We start from the raw sequence: 15,541 nt of genomic DNA, 5'->3' as shown, positions 1-15,541 counted from the left end.
GAAGGTCTCCGGCGGAACCTACCCGCCGGACGTCATGGCTGTCCCGCCGACAGCGCCAGCGGGCTCCCGCCGATGCTAACCAGCGACGTTGCCCCCGGTAAGTTGCCACCCATGACCGACGTGACCTCCGACGCTGCCGCGACCCGGCTGCGCCGTTCCCCGCTGCACGAGCGGCACACCGCCGCCGGAGCCAAGTTCGCCCCCTTCGGGGGCTGGGAAATGCCCCTGGAGTACGCCGGCGGCGGGGTGCTCAAGGAGCACACCGCTGTGCGTACGGCGGTCGGGGTCTTCGACGTGTCACACCTGGGCAAGGCCCGGGTGAGCGGCCCCGGAGCGGCCGACTTCGTCAACTCCTGCCTCAGCAACGACCTGGGCCGGATCGGCCCGGGCCGGGCGCAGTACACGCTCTGCTGCGACGACGCCACCGGCGGTGTGGTGGACGACATCATCGCCTACCTCTACGCCGACGACCACGTCTTCCTCATTCCGAACGCGGCGAACACCGCCGAGGTGGTGCGCCGGTTGCGCGCCGCCGCTCCCGCACAGGTGACAGTCACCGACGAGCACGAGGCGTACGCGGTGCTGGCCGTGCAGGGTCCCCGCTCGGCCGAGTTGCTGGCCGCCCTGGACCTGCCCACCGAGCACGGCTACATGAGCTTCTCCGCCGCGACCCTCGCCGGGGTGGAGCTGACCGTCTGCCGCACCGGCTACACGGGTGAGCTGGGCTACGAACTGGTGGTGCCGGCGGAGGACGCGGTCAGCGTCTGGGATGCGCTCTTCGCCGCCGGTGCGGCGTTCGAGCTGCGGGCCTGCGGGCTGGCCGCCCGGGACACGCTGCGGACCGAGATGGGGTACCCGCTGCACGGGCAGGACCTCTCCCTGGACATCAGCCCGGTGCAGGCCCGCTCCGGCTGGGCGGTCGGCTGGGACAAGCCGGCCTTCTGGGGCCGCGACGCGCTGCTCGCCGAGAAGGCCGCCGGCCCCCGGCGTACGCTGCGCGGCCTGGTGGCCGTCGACCGGGCGATCCCGCGGCCCGGCATGACCCTGCACGTGGGCGACACCCAGGTCGGCACCGTGACCAGCGGCACCTTCAGCCCGACGAGGAAGCAGGGCATCGCGCTGGCCCTGCTGAACACCGACGCCAACCTGACCGACGGCGACGAGGTCGAGATCGACATCCGAGGCCGCCGAGCCCCCCTGACCCTGACCAAACCCCCCTTCGTAACCCCCTCAGTGAAGTAACCCCCCGCCCGGGGCCCCAGCCCTGGTTGATCATGAAGTTATTGCCACGACACGCCGACGGCGGTGGCAATAACTTCATGATCAACGCGCCCGGAGGGGCCCGGAGGGGGGTTGGGGTTAGGGGGTTTTGGGGGTTGGGGGTTCGCCGGAGTCCAGGACTGCCTGGGTCCAGCCGCCTTCGATGACGCCTGTGGCGTCCAGGACGGCCCAGTCGACCACGTCGGACGTCTCCACGACCACGGGGGCGCCGATGCGGACGCTCTGGTCGGTGTTGGCGTCGCTGGCGCTCACGCCGACGATGCGTTCCGGGGTCTCCCACGAGGTGACGCCCGCCCAGACGTACTCCGGGCCGTCGTCTCCGGGCAGGCCGTACTTCACCACCAGTTGCGACTCGGTGGGGAGTTGCCCTGCGACGAACCGGGCCCGAGCGTCATCCAGCGCGGCCCGGGCGGTGGCGACCGCACGGCTCATCGCGTCACCGGAGCGGGCGTAACGCACGTCCGGCTGGATGCCGGAGAACAGGGTCGCGCAGGCGGCGGCGTAGTAGCGCCCGTCCGGGCCGGGGTGCCCGGCCGGCGGGCGCAGGCTGAGGAACGAGTCGGCCTCCGGGTCGGTCGCCGGGTCCAGTTCGAGGCGCAGCAGCACCGGGGCGGTGGCGCCGTGCTGCTCCGGGTTGCCGTACGCCACAGCGATGTCGTGCCCGGTGACCGTGGCCAGCACCGGGAGCTGCACGAACGCCGGCACCTCCTCGCCGGTGAGCCCGTCGGTCCAGTCCCGCAGCAGTCGGCGGGCCGCCCCGGTCATCACCGCACCCCAGGCCCGGGTGAGGTGGTCGGGCACCCCCTGGGTCTGCAACTCCAGCAGACCGAAGCGGCGCAGCCCCTTGGTGGTGAACCACAGGCCCTCGGTGTCCGACGAGTACGGCACCAGCACCCAGTCGACAAGTCGGATCCGGCCCTGCTCGTCGGGGAGGGAGCGCAGCGCGGTCGCCGGGTCGAGGAACTGGAGGCCGAAGACGTCCACCACGTCGCTGTCGACGGATTCCGCCACGGCTGCCGCGACCGCCCGCGCGGCCCACTCGTGCGCGGGTGGCCAACCGGGCCGGTACTCGGCCTGTACGACCACCAGGTGCGTCGCCGCCGCCAGCCGGTCCAGTTGCTCCTTGGTGGCACCGAACGCGGTGAGCAGGTCCGGTGGCAGTTCGGGGAACTCGGCGATCGGCCGGGTGTCGACGCTCATCAGCGGGCTGTCGAGCATCTGCCGGGCCAGCCCGTGCACCGGCTCGGCCAGCCGGCCGGTCAGGGCCGCCACCGCGGTCTTCGCACTGACCTTCGGTAGCCCCGCCATCGGCACCAGGTAGGTCGCGCTGAGCGACTCCGGCACCGGAACGGGCAGGAAGTCGTCCGTGATGAGCATTGTGGGTTCCCCCGGTGGCCGCGCCGGTGTTGTCGAGCCGAACGCTACCCGGCCCGCCGGGCCCGGTTCAGCCGGACAGCACCAGACCCAGGTAGACCAGCGTGGTGACCACCTCGACGGTCGCGCCGAGGACGTCGCCGGTGATCCCGCCGAGGCGGCGTACCACGTGGTTGAGCAGCGGTAGCGCGACGGCGGTCGCGGCGACGACGGCCAGCGGCCCCTGCCATGGACGGCCCGGCACCGCGGGCACCGCCAGCAGCACGACGGCGACCGCGCCGGCGGCCAACGCCACCGGGCCGACTGTGCCGGCGACCAGCGCGCCCAGCCCGTCGGGCCGGGCCGCCGGCACGCCCCGCCGGCAAGCCATCGTGACACCGAGCCGCCCGGCCGCGGTCGCCGCGACCACCGCCGCGAGGCAAGCCGGCCAGGACCGCCCGGCGAGGTCGGCGAGCGCCGCCGCCTGCACCAGGAGTACGACCACCAGGGCGACCACCCCGAACGGGCCGACGTCCGGCTTCTTCATGATCTCCAGGGCCGCCGCGCCCCGCCGGTAGGAGCCGAGCGCGTCAACTGTGTCGGCCAGCCCGTCCAGGTGCAGTCCTCGGGTGAGCAGCGCGGCGACGCCGACGGTCACACCGGCCGCCACCAGCGGCGGTGCGAGCGCCCCGGCCAGCAGCAGCACACCGGCCAGCAGGGCGCCGAGCAGCGCACCGACCACCGGGGCGAGGGCCATCGCCGTGCCCGCGACGGGTCGGTCGATGCGCCCGGCCCGCACCGGCAGCGTGGTGAACGTGGTGACCGCCAGCCGGACTCCCGCGAGCAGCCGTGGCTCAGCCGGCACGCCAGCCCGACGCCGGCTGCTCGTCCACCCCGGTGCTGGCCGGGCCCGGCCCGGCCGGCACCGGCTCGGCGAAGTCGGGCTCGGTCGAGTCGGGCTCGGTGAGATCCGGGTCCGCGTAGCTCGGGTCGGTGGACTCCGGCTCGTCGGCGGGCGGGTCGGTGTCGTCGGTGCCGCCCAGCGACGGGTGCACCGGCAACGCGGCGGACAACGCCAGCACCGAGCGCAGCAGCGGCAGCGCGACCAGCGCGTTGGCGCCCTCGCCGAGATCCATCCGCAGGTCGAGCAGCGGGGTGAGGCCCAGCACGTCGGCGGCGAGCCGCACGGCCGGGTGCCCACCGTGGTCGGCCAGCAGGCACCAGTGCCGGGCCTGCCCGGCCAGGTCACGGCTCACCATGGCGGCGGCCAACCCGACCGGACCGTCGAGCAGCACCGGCACCCGGCGGGCGGTGGCGCCGAGCAGCACGCCGGTGGCCACCGCCACGTCGCCGCCGCCCAGCTCGGCCAGGATGTCCTTGGCGCCGCGAGACGAGCGTCGGGTGCGGTGCAGCGCGTCGCGCACCGCCGCGCAGCGGATCATCCACGCCGCGTCGTCGATCTCGCCGGAGTCGGTGATCACCCGACCCAGCACGGCGGGCGGCTCAGCGCCCGCGGTCGCCGCGAGCACCGCCGCGGCCGCCGCCTCGGTGCCGGCACCGCACGCGGCGAGCACCAGCAGTTGTACGCCGGCGTCGGCGGCCTGCTCGGCCAACCGCCAGCCGTAACGCAGCGCGGACTCCACCTGCTCAGGCGCGAGGGCCTGCTGGTCTTCGATCGGCGCGGAGGCCGGGGTGTCCACCACCTGGAGACTCGCGCCGCTCTCGGCGGCCAGCCGTGCCAACGCGCCCTGACCGGCGCGGGCCTGTGCGGCGCGGCGTGCCGACTCACCGGCGACGGTGCCGGCCGCCGCCCCGCCGGCGTGGTCGCCGTGCAGCAGCAGCACCCGCGCTGAGCCCCAGGCGGCGGGGGTCGAGGTGCCCTGGGTGGCGGCGGCGAAGCCCACCACCCGGTCCAACACGCCCAGCCCGGCGCCCGGTACGTCCAGCGTGGCCAGCCGGTCGACCGCCTGTGGGCCGGCGTACTCGTCGGGCATCGGCAGCTCCATGCCGGGCTGGATGACCAGCCCGGTGGACACCATCGGCAGCGCCATTGTCGGCGCGGCCCACGGGTTGCCCGGTTCCGCGGTCGGGGCGGCCGGCGGCGTGGGGGTCAGCACGTCGGGGAGCTGCACCTCGGGGGTGGGCTCGGTGTCGGCCAGGCTCGCCACGACCGGTGCTGCGGCGGCGGCCGGCGACGCGGTCACGGGGGCGGGAGCGGACGGTTCGGTGACGGGCGACTTGAGCCAGACCGGCTGACCGGCGACGACCAGTACGACCGCGTCGCAGGCGTCCGCGACCGCACGGTTGGCCGCGCCCAACGCGTCGGTGAACGCCCGGCCCAGCGGGGTGGTCGGCACCAGCGACAGCCCCACCTCGGGGCTCACCAGCACCACCCGCGCGGCACACCCGCGGATCGCCTCGGCCAGCTCGGCGATGGTCGCCACGTCGTCGGCGGGCTGGTGGTCCGGGTCGAGCAGCACCGTCACCCAGCCGCCCAGGTCGTCGACCAGCAACAACTCGTTGGGCTCGGCGGACTCGAGCACGTCGGCCAGCCGGCGCGGGTCCTCGGTGGTCTCCTCGGTGGTCCAGCTGCCCGGCCGTCGGGCGCGGTGCGCCGCCAGCCGGGTCGCCCACTCGGTGTCCTCCGGGTCGCCCTCGGGCGCGGTGGCGACGTAGCGGACCACCGGCGCGTCGCTGACCAGGGACTCGGCGAACTCGGACTTGCCGGACCGGATACCGCCGAGCACCAGGACCGTGTTCCACCCGTCTACGGACATGCCCGTACCTTAGTTCTCATCCTTCGGGCCCGGGCACGTCGCCCCGACCCTGCCGAAGATCGAAAGTCCGTTCCGCCTTCATTGCGGGGAAGCGCCCAGTTCCCCCACCCGAATGCGGCACGACCCCGGTCCGCTGCACCCGCCGCCACGGCGGTCAGTCGCAGTGTTCGAACCCGCTGCCGTAACTGACGCCGCCGGTGGTGCCGCCCCACTTGACGCACGTCCCGGCGGCGGTGGCCCGCACCGGCCCGGCGTAATAGTCGAAGGACCCGCTGTCAGTGCTGCGGGCCCTGCCCTGCACCTCCAGGTACGCCGACGCGGCGGACTTCGCGCCGACCGCGGTGTCCTTGAGGGTGACCACACAGTTGGTCCCGGTGCCCCCGTGGTACAGCAGGAAGACCCGGCCCTTGCGCTGCCCGTCCCCGCCGGTCAGCGTCGCCGAGTCGATCACCTGGTAGCCGCTGCCGCACGCCTGGGCGGCCGTGTACGGGTTGGGCCGGCTGGACGGGGTGCGGCTGGGCGTCGGTCGGCTGCTGGTCGTACCGGTCGGCGTACCGCCCGGCATTGCGGCGCCGGTGGGTTCGCCGCTGGTCGTCGCGTCGGCGGGAGACCCGGTCGGGTCGGCCGTCGCGGTGCGATCGACCCGCGGCGTTGCGCTGGGCCCGGGCCCGGTGGTGGTCGCGTCCCCGGGCGGCAGCGGTGCGTCGGTGACCGCCGCCGACTCGCCGGCCAGCGCGGGTGGCTGGTCCGCCGAACCAGGCTTCGCTTCGGGTCGAAGCGCCACCACAGCCACCGCGACGACGAGCGCGACGAGAACGACAGCACCTGCCCCGACCAGCAGCGGACGGCGTCGGCCCGGCGGCCCGCTCCCGAGCGCGTCCTCCCGGGTCGGCTTCGGCTCGGTCGTCGCTTCGACCGCCACGCTCGCCGGTGGGCGTAGAGCCGACATCGACCCGGCGGGCGGCGTCGCCGCGACCGACGGTGCGGAAGCCAGGCCGGCTGCCGGAAAAGGAGTCGGGCCGGCCGGCGGTACGGAAGTCGGGACGGCGGGAGCCGCGACGCCCGGGGTGGGAGCGGCCAGCGCCCACGGTGGGCGGGCAGAGACCGGAATGCTCGCCACTGTCGCGTCGCGGGCATCGGCGGCGGCAGCGGCCAACTCAGCGGCGCTGCCGAACCGATCCTCCGGACGCTTGGCCAGCGCGCGGGCCACCACTGCGGCAACCGCCGGTGGGGTGTCCGCCGGCAGCGCCGCCGGGTCCTCCTGGGCGTGCCGCAGCGCCACCGCGAGCGGGTTGTCACCGTGGAAGGGCGGCTGCCCGGAGAGGCAGAAGTACGCCACCGCGCCGAGCGCGTAGATGTCGGTGGCGGCCGAGACCGGCTGCCCGGTGGCCTGCTCCGGAGACATGTACGAGGCTGTGCCGAGCACCATGTTCGCGGCGGTGAGCCCGGCCATGTCGCGGGACCGGGCGATGCCGAAGTCGACGAGCACCACGGTGCCATCGCCCTTGACCAGCAGGTTGCCCGGCTTCACGTCCCGGTGCACGATGCCGGCGAGGTGTGCGGTGTGCAGCGCGTCGGCGGCCTGGGCCAGCACCGACATGGTGGTGGCCGGATCCAGCCGCCCCACCGCGCGCACCCGGGCGGACAACGGCTCGCCCTCGACGTACTCCATCACCAGGTAGTCGACCTGGCTGCCGTCGTCGAGCACTGCCTGCCCGACGTCGTGCACCGGCACCACGCCGGGGTGCCGCAGCGCGGCCAGCATCCGCGCCTCGGCCCGGAACCGGGCGGTGAACTCCGGATCGGCGACCAGCGACGGCAGCAGCACCTTCACGGCGACCTCGCGTTCCAGCAGGACGTCGGTGCCGCGCCAGACCGCTCCCATCCCACCCGTCGCCACCCGCTCGCCCAGCCGGTACCGGCCGTCGAGCAGCACTCCCCGTGTCAGCACCGAGCCACCGTACCGGCCGACGTCGATCGGATTGATCCACCCCGTCGGCGCGGGGGCGAGCGAGCGGCCGTTGCGCGCCGGGCCGACTACGCTGGCGAGGGTTCGTCCCACGGGGACTTCAGCGGCGAGGGGAGACGCGGCATGGCGTGGAGCTGGCGGTACGAGGGCACGGACGGCCAGACGGTCGAGGGACCGGCGGAGTCGTTCGGCAGCCAGGCCGACGCCGAATCCTGGATCGGTCAGACCTGGCGGGAGCTCGCGGCGTCCGGCGTCACCTCGGTCGCGCTCTTGGAGGACGACCGGGTGGACTACCGGATGAGCCTGCTGCCCACGGCCGAGTGATGGCCTACGACCGCCCGGGCGGTGACGGGCTGGTCCTCGGCGTGCCCAAAGCGGCGTTCCGGCCCAGCCCGGTCTTCCTCGGTCTGGTCGCGCTCTTCGCGGTCAGCGGGGTGCTGACCTGGAACGGGTACGGCAACGTCCGGTTCAACGTGTTCCTCTTCGTGGTGTCCGGCTGGCTGGTGTCGCTCTGCCTGCACGAGTACGCCCACGCGGTGGTGGCCTACCGGGCCGGCGACCGGGACATCGCCCATCGCGGCTACCTGACGCTCAACCCGTTGAAGTACACCCACCCGTTGCTGTCGATCGTGCTGCCGGTGGTGGTGGTGCTGCTCGGCGGCATCGGCCTGCCGGGTGGCGCGGTCTGGGTGGACCGGCACGCCATCCCGGGTCGACTGCGGCACACCCTGGTCAGTCTCGCCGGCCCGGCGACGAACGTGCTGTTCACGCTGGTGTTGGTGGCGGCGGTGCAGGTCGGCACCCGGTCGGATGGTCCGGTGGAGTTCTGGGCCGGGGTGGCGCTGCTCGCCTTCCTCCAGCTCACCGCCAGTGTGCTGAACCTGCTGCCGGTGCCCGGCCTGGACGGCGGCAACATGATCCAGCCGTGGCTCACCCCGCAGTGGCGCAAGATGTACGACCTGTTCGCGCCGTACGGCTTCATCCTGCTCTTCGCGCTGCTATGGAACCCGCGCATCGGCGGCTGGTTCTTCGACGCCGTCTTCGCGGTCGGTGACCTGCTCGGTCTGCCGTCGTGGCTCTACGCCACCGGCCTGGAGCTGATCCGCTTCTGGCAGACCTGACCCGGCCCGGCGACCGGGCGAAGCTGACCCGGCCCGGCGACCGGGCGAAGCTGACCCGGCCCGGCGACCGGGCGAAGCTGACCCGGCCCGGCGACCGGGCGGAGCTGACCCGGCCCGGTCGGCGCGAGGGATTCGCGCCGGCCGGGCCGGAACAACGTCAGGGACGCTGCGCGGGGGACTCGGTCTTCGCCGCGTCCCGCTCGACGATCGGCTCGACGATGTCGTCGATCGCCGTGAGCAGGTCGGCGTCGAGCTTCACCCCGGCGGCCTTCACGTTGTCGTGCACCTGCTCGGGGCGGGACGCGCCGATGATCGCCGACGAGACGTTCGGGTTCTGCAGCACCCACGCCACGGCGAGCTGGGCCATGCTGAGCCCGGCCTGCTCGGCGAGGGGCTTGAGCTGCTGGACCCGGGTCAGCACGTCGTCGTTCATGAACCGGGAGATGAAGCCCGCGCCCGACTTCTCGTCGGTGGCCCGGGAACCGGCCGGCGGCGGCTGGCCCGGCAGGTACTTGCCGGAGAGCACGCCCTGCGCCATCGGCGACCAGACGATCTGCCCGATGCCCAGCTCCTCGCTGGCCGGCACGACCTCGGTCTCGATGACCCGCCAGAGCAGCGAGTACTGCGGCTGGTTGGACACCAGCGGGACGTGCAGCTCCCGGGCGAGCGGGTGAGCGGCGCGCAGCTGGGCGGCGGTCCACTCGGAGACGCCGATGTAGTGCGCCTTGCCGGAGTGGACGACGTCGGCGAACGCCTCCATCGTCTCCTCCAGCGGGGTGCTGTAGTCGTAGCGGTGGGCCTGGTAGAGGTCCACGTAGTCGGTGCGCAGTCGGCGCAGCGAGCCGTTGATCGACTCCATGATGTGCTTGCGGGACAGGCCACGGTCGTTGCGGCCGGGCCCGGTCGGCCAGTAGACCTTGGTGAAGATCTCCAGGCCCTCACGGCGCTCGTTCTGCAACGCCCGGCCGAGCACGTCCTCGGCCCGGGTGCCGGCGTACACGTCGGCGGTGTCGAAGGTGGTGATCCCCGCGTCGAGAGCGGCCCGGACGCAGGCGAACGCCGCGTCCTCCTCGACCTGCGAACCGTGGGTGATCCAGTTGCCGTACGAGATCTCGCTGACCATCAGGCCGGAACGGCCCAGGTGTCGGAATTCCATGTACCGACCCTAGCCCCAGTGGATCAACACCGGCGACCGGCGACTCAGAGCACCGGGTTGGCGTCGGTGAGTAGCCGGTCGATCTCCTCCAGCACCTCGGCGCGATCGCGGTGCACCGGATCGATGAGCGGCACACCGCGCCGGTCCAGCGCGCCCCACCGCCCGTTGTCGCTCTCGACCAGGAACGCCACCGGGTGGATGACCAGCATCGGGTGCGCCGGCGGGACCAGCACCGTGCCGGTACGGTCCACCACGCCCCGCCGACCCGCCACGTCGACCACGGCGAGCCCCTCGTCGGTGAAACCGTCGATCTTCTGGCCGTCGGCCAACTCGGTGACGAAGCCGTGGTAGCGGGTGGGCACGATGACCCGACCGGTCCGGTCGACCGCCCCCCAACCCTCGCGCCGCACCGCGGCCAGCCCACGCCGGAACGGTCGTACCTCGGCGAAGTTCGGCGCGACCTGCACCGCCCCGGTCGCGTCGATCGCCGTCCAACCACCCTCGCTGACCACCCACGCCAGGCCGTCGCTGAACGGCTGCGCGGCCCGGAAGGACGGCGGGATCACCGTCGTACCGAGCAGGTTGATCAGCGACCAGCGGTCGCTGTCCGGCCGGCGGACCCAGGCCAGCCCGTCGTGGAAGGGCTGCGCCTCGGCGTACCGGGCGGGGACGACCACGTCGCCGTCCTGGCTGGTGTAACCCCACAGCGACCCGTCCCGGTCCGGCAACGGGGGCCGGTCCCGGTCGAGCACCTCGTCCCGACCCCGGGGGTACGCCCCGAAGCCATCCGCCTCGGCCCGGACGGTGACCGCGTCGAGGGCGACCCGGACCCGGGCCAGCAGTTCGGCGTCGCCCGCGCCGCGCAGGTCGAGCGCCTTCTCGAAGTGCTCGCACGCCTCCATGAGCCGCCCCTGGTCGTAACAGGACCGCCCGGCGTGCTCGTGCAGCGCGGCCCGTAGCCGGTCGGGCAACTCGACCGAGTTGGCCTGGGCGAAGAGCTGGTCGGCCTCGGCGAAATTGCCACGCCATCGCAGCACGTGGGCCAGCCGGGCCTGGGCCAGCGCGGTCCGGCGCAGCTCGCCGGTGGCCTCGGCGTAGGTGAGGGCGAGTCGACCGTCGGCCAGCGCGTCGTCCAGGTCGCCGAGGATCCGCGAGGCCACCGCCCGCAGGCTGAGCAGCCGGGCCCGGGCACGGTTGTCGACCGCCGAGCCCAACTTCTCGGTCAGCCGCCGACGGATGGCCCGCAGGTCGTCCGGCTCCGTCAGCTCCTCGCGCAGGGTGACCGGGTCCAACCGCCACCGGTACGCGGCCAGCACCTGCTCCGGGTCGCCCGGGTCCGCCAGCGACGGGCGGGTCACCACCGGCGGTGCTTCTTCGGGTGGTACGGACGCCTGCTCGTGCTCCCCGTCCGAGCCGTTCCTCGGGCCGGGTACGGCCGACGCTGGCGGCGCGGACGTCGGTGCCACCGACGCTGGCGGTCCGGAGGTCGGTGCCACCGACGCCGGCGGTCCGGAGACCGGCGCTGCGACGGGCGGTGGTGTCGAGGCCGGTGGCGCGGAGGCGGGCTCTGCTGCGGGTGCCGGCGGTGCGGAGACCGGTTCTCCGGAGTACGGCTGTGCCGGCGCGGGTGGCGCGGATACGGGCGCTACGGAGTACTGCTGCGGTGAGGCGGGTGGTGCGGACACCGGAGCTGCGGTCGATGCCGGCGGTGCGGAGACGGGCGCGGAGGAGAGAGGCGGTGCGGAGACGGGTGCCGCGGGTGGCGCCGATACCGGCGGGGCCGGAGGAACGGAGACCGGCGTGACCGAGGCGGGTGGTGCGGAGACCGGTGTGACCGAGGCGGGCGGTGCGGAAAACGGCGGTGCCGGGACGGGAGGTGCCGAGACGGGCGGGCTCGTGTCGTCCGCAGCCGTGACATGCGTCGCCGCGTCGCCCCGCCACTCGTCGACTGGCGAGCCGTCCGCCGGGCTCGCGCTCGGGTTGTCGATCGCGTCCGTCGGCTCGGCGGGTGGCACGAGTTCGTCCGTCGGGTCGTGCTCGACCGGCTCGGTGTCCGCGCTGGGCGACGCGGCAAAGGGCTGCTGGTCGGCGTCGACGTCGGCTTCGGTCCGCTGGTGGGGCATCGCGACGACAGGTACGCCGGAGACCGGCTGGTCGCCATCCACAGTTTCCGTGTCGAAGCCGGGCTGCGGGTCGTCGTCCAGGTCGTCCGCCCAGAGCCGCGGGGCACCGGAGACCGGGTGGGCGGGCGGCGCGGAGACCGGGTCGAACGCGTCATCTGGTGCCGACCCGCTGGCGTGCTCGTCGGCCACACCGAGATGGGTGTCGGCTGCCGGCGTCGACGTGTGCGCGTCCGGTGTCGCGGAGCGGTCGGGGTCGCCGGCCTCGTCGTCGACCGGGTCGAACGGACGCTGGTCCGTCGCAGGCTCGGCCTGGTCGGATTCGGCGGGCTGAGCGGGGCTGAACCACGCCTCCGGTCCGCGGGTGCCCGGGACGTCGTCCGGCTCGTGAACGGGCGCCACCGGCTCTTCCGCAGGCGGCGGGGGTACGTAGCGGCGCGGCGTACCGGGGGCCGGCGGGAGCACCGGCTCGACCTCCGCCGCCGGTGGCTGCGGGGCCGCCGGAGGCGGAGCCACCGGGCTCGGGTCGGCCGGGGGCGGGTCGGCCGGGGGTGGGTCGGACCGGGTCGCCGGCGGCGGCGGTGCCTGCCAGGTGGGTGGCGGGGCCACCGACGGGCGGGCGTCCGCCGTCGGTGCCAGTCGCTCCGGTGGGTACGGGCGCTGCTGCGCGGCCGGTCGATCCGGCGCGGCCGGTCGATCGGCGGGGTGCGGCCGCTCCGCCGAGGGCGAGCGGTCCGGGGAGGTCGGGCGGCGGTCGGTCGGTGGGGCGCCGGCCAACGGGTCGCCGACCCGACGGCGGTCCGGGCCGGGCTCCTCGCCGCGCCGCTGGTCCGCCGGACGGTCCCGGCTGTCCGGGCCGGAGTAACGCGGCGGCGGAGCGGGATGCGGTCCGGATGCCGGTGGCGGTTCGGCCAGCGGCCGGCGTCCCGATGCCGACGGGGCGTCCGAGCGCTCGTCGGCACCGGGCGGGTCCACCGGCGCGGGCAGGTACTCCAACCGCAGGCGCGCGGCGGGTGGCCCCGAGACCGGCCGGTCGGAGGCGGGAGAGACCGGGACGGCCGACACCGGTCGGTCCCAACCGCGGCTGGTGGGGGAGTCGGGTGCTGGCGACACGGGTCGTTGCGGGGAAGCTGGGGCGGCTGACACCGGTCGGTCCCAAGCGGGGGAGACGGGTGCTGGCGACACGGGCCGCTCCGGGGAGACCGGCATGGCGCGGTCGGAGGCGGGCGGCGCCGTGGCGGCCGGGCGTACCTGTCGTTCGTCGTACCGTGCCGGAGTGGCCGCCGGGCGTTCGTCAGGCCGGGACGGCGTGGCCGCCGGCCGGTCGGGCCGGGCGGCCGGGCGCGACGAGACGCCCGGCTCGGTGCCGCGGTACGGGTCGGCGCCGCGGTACGGGTCCGTGGTGCGGTGCGGCTCCGTGGTGCGGTGTGGGTCGGTGCGGTGCGGGTCCGTGGTGCGGTGGCCGGGCTCCCGGGTGCGGTCCGAGGTGCGGTCCTGGCGCACCGGACCCGGTGCTGGCCAGGGCAGACTGCCGTCCGACCGTTGGCCCGGCTGCGGCCGGAACTCGCGGTACGCGTCCTCACGGGGGGCGTCCTCGCGGTACCCGTTGTCGCGGTACCCGTCCGGGCGGGCCTGCTCGCGGGGTCGCCGGTCCGGGTACGCCTCGGCCCGGGCCGCCGCCTCACGGGGCTGCTGCCGGTGCGGGTCGGTGTCGGGCCGCCGCCGGTCGTCGTCGGGCCGCCGCCGGTCGTCGTCGGGCCGCCGCCGGTCGTCGTCGAGGCGCGGTTGGTCGGTCAGGTCCGGCTCGGGACGACGCCGTCGCCCACCGTTGGGTGAGGGCGCTGCGCCGATCCCCTCGTCCGCGCGGTAGCGCAACTCCGGGCGGCGCAGGTCGTCGGCGGCCCGGTCCGGGTACCCGTCGGCGCGGTATCGCGTGCGGCCGTCCACTGATGCCCACGGGTCGACCCCGTCGGCGACGCGGCCGTCGTGGTCGCGCGTGGGTCGGACGCCGTACCCGTCGGCGGTGTGCCGTTCGTGACCAGCGGCGGGCCGTTCCGGCGTGCCGCGCCGACGTGGTGTGTCGTCCGGCTCGGGCACCCAGCCGGGTTCGGGTCGGGGCGCGGGGGAGACCGGCGGGGATCCCCGGTAACCCCGATCCCGCTCGGCGGGCTCCTGCCGGGGGCCGCGGCTGTCGTACCGCTCGGGGTGGGGCTGGTCCCGATGCCAGGCGGCTTCCCGAGCGGGACCTCGCTCGTCGGCGGGGCGTCGGTCGGACCAGGCGGTACGTCGGTCCGACTCGGGCGAGCGGCGGTCGTCGCGGCGGGGTGGCTCGGGCAGCGGACGACGGTACGGCTCGTGGTCGTAGTGGCGGGAGTCAGCGCTGTCGGGCCGGCCGTAGGCGGACGCGTCGGCCGCGAGTTCGTCGCTGCGGAGTCGGCTGTAGGCCGACGCCTCGCCCGGCTCGTCGTCGGCCCAGGAACGGCCGTGAGGTGCCTGTTCCGCCGGTGATTCATCGGACCAGGACCGGCCGAGGTAGGTGCCGTCCGGGCGGGTGGGCGCCAGCGGCGGCACCTCGGCGCGACCGGACACCGTCGCGCGTCCGCGCGGTGGTGGCTGGTGCGGCATGCCGATGTCGCCGGCGTAACGCTGGCCGGGGAACTGGGGGTGCCACTCGGTGGTCGGCTCGACCACCCAGGACGGTTCGTTCGGGTCTGACCACCGGTCGGTGTAGCGGCCGTTCATCCGTCGAGCCCGTCGCCACACCCGGCCGCTCGGCCGATCCTCGCCGGGGGTGAGGTGTCCGCAGCCGCCGTCGGGTGACCGCTGGGCGTCCGGTCGCCGCCTGCCACGCCCCGGTGGCCGGCTCGCGTCCGCTCGCTCACGCGTTGTCACCTCGTTGCAAATTGTCGCGCTGGGGCCGCACGCGCCGGTCAGATCGCCGCTCCGGCAGGCCGTGGCTGCGGATGGAGGGTAACGGCGTGGGCTCGCTCACCGCCACTGTGCTGCCGCCCACCGGCGCAAACGTTATCCCATTGGTTTCGGACATTTGGTCCTATAAGCGAATCTGGACTCCGACCTTACCGCACTCAAGGATCACCTGGCTGCGGCGGGATCGCCCACGTCGCTCAGGGGTGCTCCATGACGAGGACGGCGAACGTACCGGGAGCGAGCGCCTCGTAACGGTGCGGGGCGTCGCCGGGGAACGTGGCGTAGTCGCCGGGTTCGAGTTCGACAGGTGCCGCCTCGGGCCCCACCCGCAGCCGGCCGGCGGCGACCACCACGTGCTCGATACTGCGCGGGGTGTGTCCGGGCCCGGCCCGCACCGCGCCGGGTTCGAGCCTGATCAGGTAGACGTCCCGGCGCAGGTGCGCCGCACCGGCGCTGAGCAGCGTTCCGCTGAAGTCGGCCTGCTCCGAGCGGACGTCCGGCCCGTCCCCGGCCCGGATGACCCGTACGCCGTCGTCGACGGGCTCCACCAGCCGGCTGAACGGCACACCGAGGGCGACGCCCAGCGCCCAGAGTGTCTCCACACTCGGGTTTCCGGTGCCCGACTCCAGTTGGGAGAGGGTGGACTTGGCCACCCCCGCTCGGCGGGCCAGCTCGGTCAGCGAGATGCCGACCCGTTCCCGCTCCCGGCGCAGGGCGGCGGCGATGGTGGCCAGGGGGGCAGCCGGTTCCGAAGGCATGCCTTCGCTCCATTGGTCACATGTTCGGTCTGTCGAACAACGACCCGTTCAGCATGAAGAACGCACGACAAGATCCGC

The 15,541-nt window shown here is 74.5% G+C and carries 9 protein-coding genes and 1 pseudogene; 3 read left to right on the top strand and 7 right to left on the bottom strand.

Annotated elements, in window-relative coordinates; genetic code table 11:
* Positions 1-111 precede the first annotated feature (111 nt).
* Positions 112-1,242 carry a glycine cleavage system aminomethyltransferase GcvT gene (gcvT, locus tag ABZU43_RS18840; protein ID WP_355007759.1) on the top strand — a complete coding sequence of 377 codons (1,131 nt, stop codon included), beginning with the start codon at positions 112-114 and terminating at the stop codon, positions 1,240-1,242.
* Between the two features lie 117 nt (positions 1,243-1,359).
* Here gcvT and ABZU43_RS18835 read toward each other — a convergent pair whose 3' ends face one another.
* The 4 genes and pseudogenes from ABZU43_RS18835 to ABZU43_RS18820 all read right to left on the bottom strand — a co-directional run.
* Positions 1,360-2,658 (bottom strand): DUF2314 domain-containing protein, encoded by a 1,299-nt coding sequence (locus ABZU43_RS18835; protein WP_355007758.1) that lies wholly within the window; start codon positions 2,656-2,658, stop codon positions 1,360-1,362.
* Positions 2,659-2,725: 67 nt separating this feature from the next.
* The gene (locus ABZU43_RS18830) at positions 2,726-3,499 is read right to left on the bottom strand and encodes an adenosylcobinamide-GDP ribazoletransferase (RefSeq protein ID WP_355007757.1); all 774 of its coding nucleotides are present in this window, start codon (positions 3,497-3,499) and stop codon (positions 2,726-2,728) included.
* Positions 3,489-5,411, bottom strand: a complete 1,923-nt coding sequence (locus ABZU43_RS18825; RefSeq protein ID WP_355007756.1) for a bifunctional adenosylcobinamide kinase/adenosylcobinamide-phosphate guanylyltransferase — start codon at positions 5,409-5,411, stop codon at positions 3,489-3,491. Before ABZU43_RS18825 ends, ABZU43_RS18830 begins: the two co-directional genes overlap by 11 nt.
* 508 nt (positions 5,412-5,919) lie before the next feature.
* Positions 5,920-7,362, bottom strand: a pseudogene (locus tag ABZU43_RS18820) (protein kinase); the annotation flags it as partial.
* Positions 7,363-7,503: 141 nt separating this feature from the next.
* Here ABZU43_RS18820 and ABZU43_RS18815 point away from each other — a divergent pair.
* Positions 7,504-7,704 carry a hypothetical protein gene (locus ABZU43_RS18815; RefSeq protein ID WP_354942506.1) on the top strand — a complete coding sequence of 67 codons (201 nt, stop codon included), beginning with the start codon at positions 7,504-7,506 and terminating at the stop codon, positions 7,702-7,704.
* Positions 7,704-8,501, top strand: coding sequence for a site-2 protease family protein (locus ABZU43_RS18810; protein ID WP_355007755.1), 798 nt, complete (start codon positions 7,704-7,706; stop codon positions 8,499-8,501). Before ABZU43_RS18815 ends, ABZU43_RS18810 begins: the two co-directional genes overlap by 1 nt.
* A gap of 157 nt (positions 8,502-8,658) precedes the next feature.
* Here ABZU43_RS18810 and ABZU43_RS18805 read toward each other — a convergent pair whose 3' ends face one another.
* From ABZU43_RS18805 to ABZU43_RS18795, 3 genes are all read right to left on the bottom strand, one after another.
* Positions 8,659-9,657: an aldo/keto reductase family protein gene (locus tag ABZU43_RS18805; protein WP_355007754.1), complete on the bottom strand. Its 999-nt coding sequence runs from the start codon at positions 9,655-9,657 to the stop codon at positions 8,659-8,661.
* Between the two features lie 44 nt (positions 9,658-9,701).
* Positions 9,702-14,519 (bottom strand): WG repeat-containing protein, encoded by a 4,818-nt coding sequence (locus tag ABZU43_RS18800; RefSeq protein ID WP_355007753.1) that lies wholly within the window; start codon positions 14,517-14,519, stop codon positions 9,702-9,704.
* Positions 14,520-14,902: 383 nt separating this feature from the next.
* Positions 14,903-15,463, bottom strand: a complete 561-nt coding sequence (locus ABZU43_RS18795; protein ID WP_355007752.1) for an XRE family transcriptional regulator — start codon at positions 15,461-15,463, stop codon at positions 14,903-14,905.
* Positions 15,464-15,541: the final 78 nt, after the last annotated feature.

The sequence above is a fragment of the Micromonospora sp. NPDC005205 genome (assembly GCF_040608275.1).
In the GTDB taxonomy this organism is placed as follows: Bacteria; Actinomycetota; Actinomycetes; order Mycobacteriales; family Micromonosporaceae; genus Micromonospora.
This window is presented reverse-complemented; position numbering and strand designations above follow the sequence as displayed.

Bases quoted from the DNA above. Each gene is read 5' to 3' on its own strand.
- ABZU43_RS18815 (WP_354942506.1), top strand. From the start codon at position 7,504: ATGGCGTGGAGCTGGCGGTACGAGGGCACGGACGGCCAGACGGTCGAG.
- ABZU43_RS18795 (WP_355007752.1), bottom strand. From the start codon at position 15,463: ATGCCTTCGGAACCGGCTGCCCCCCTGGCCACCATCGCCGCCGCCCTG.
- ABZU43_RS18805 (WP_355007754.1), bottom strand. From the start codon at position 9,657: ATGGAATTCCGACACCTGGGCCGTTCCGGCCTGATGGTCAGCGAGATC.
- ABZU43_RS18810 (WP_355007755.1), top strand. From the start codon at position 7,704: ATGGCCTACGACCGCCCGGGCGGTGACGGGCTGGTCCTCGGCGTGCCC.
- ABZU43_RS18800 (WP_355007753.1), bottom strand. From the start codon at position 14,519: ATGAACGGCCGCTACACCGACCGGTGGTCAGACCCGAACGAACCGTCC.
- ABZU43_RS18835 (WP_355007758.1), bottom strand. From the start codon at position 2,658: ATGCTCATCACGGACGACTTCCTGCCCGTTCCGGTGCCGGAGTCGCTC.
- ABZU43_RS18825 (WP_355007756.1), bottom strand. From the start codon at position 5,411: ATGTCCGTAGACGGGTGGAACACGGTCCTGGTGCTCGGCGGTATCCGG.
- gcvT (WP_355007759.1), top strand. From the start codon at position 112: ATGACCGACGTGACCTCCGACGCTGCCGCGACCCGGCTGCGCCGTTCC.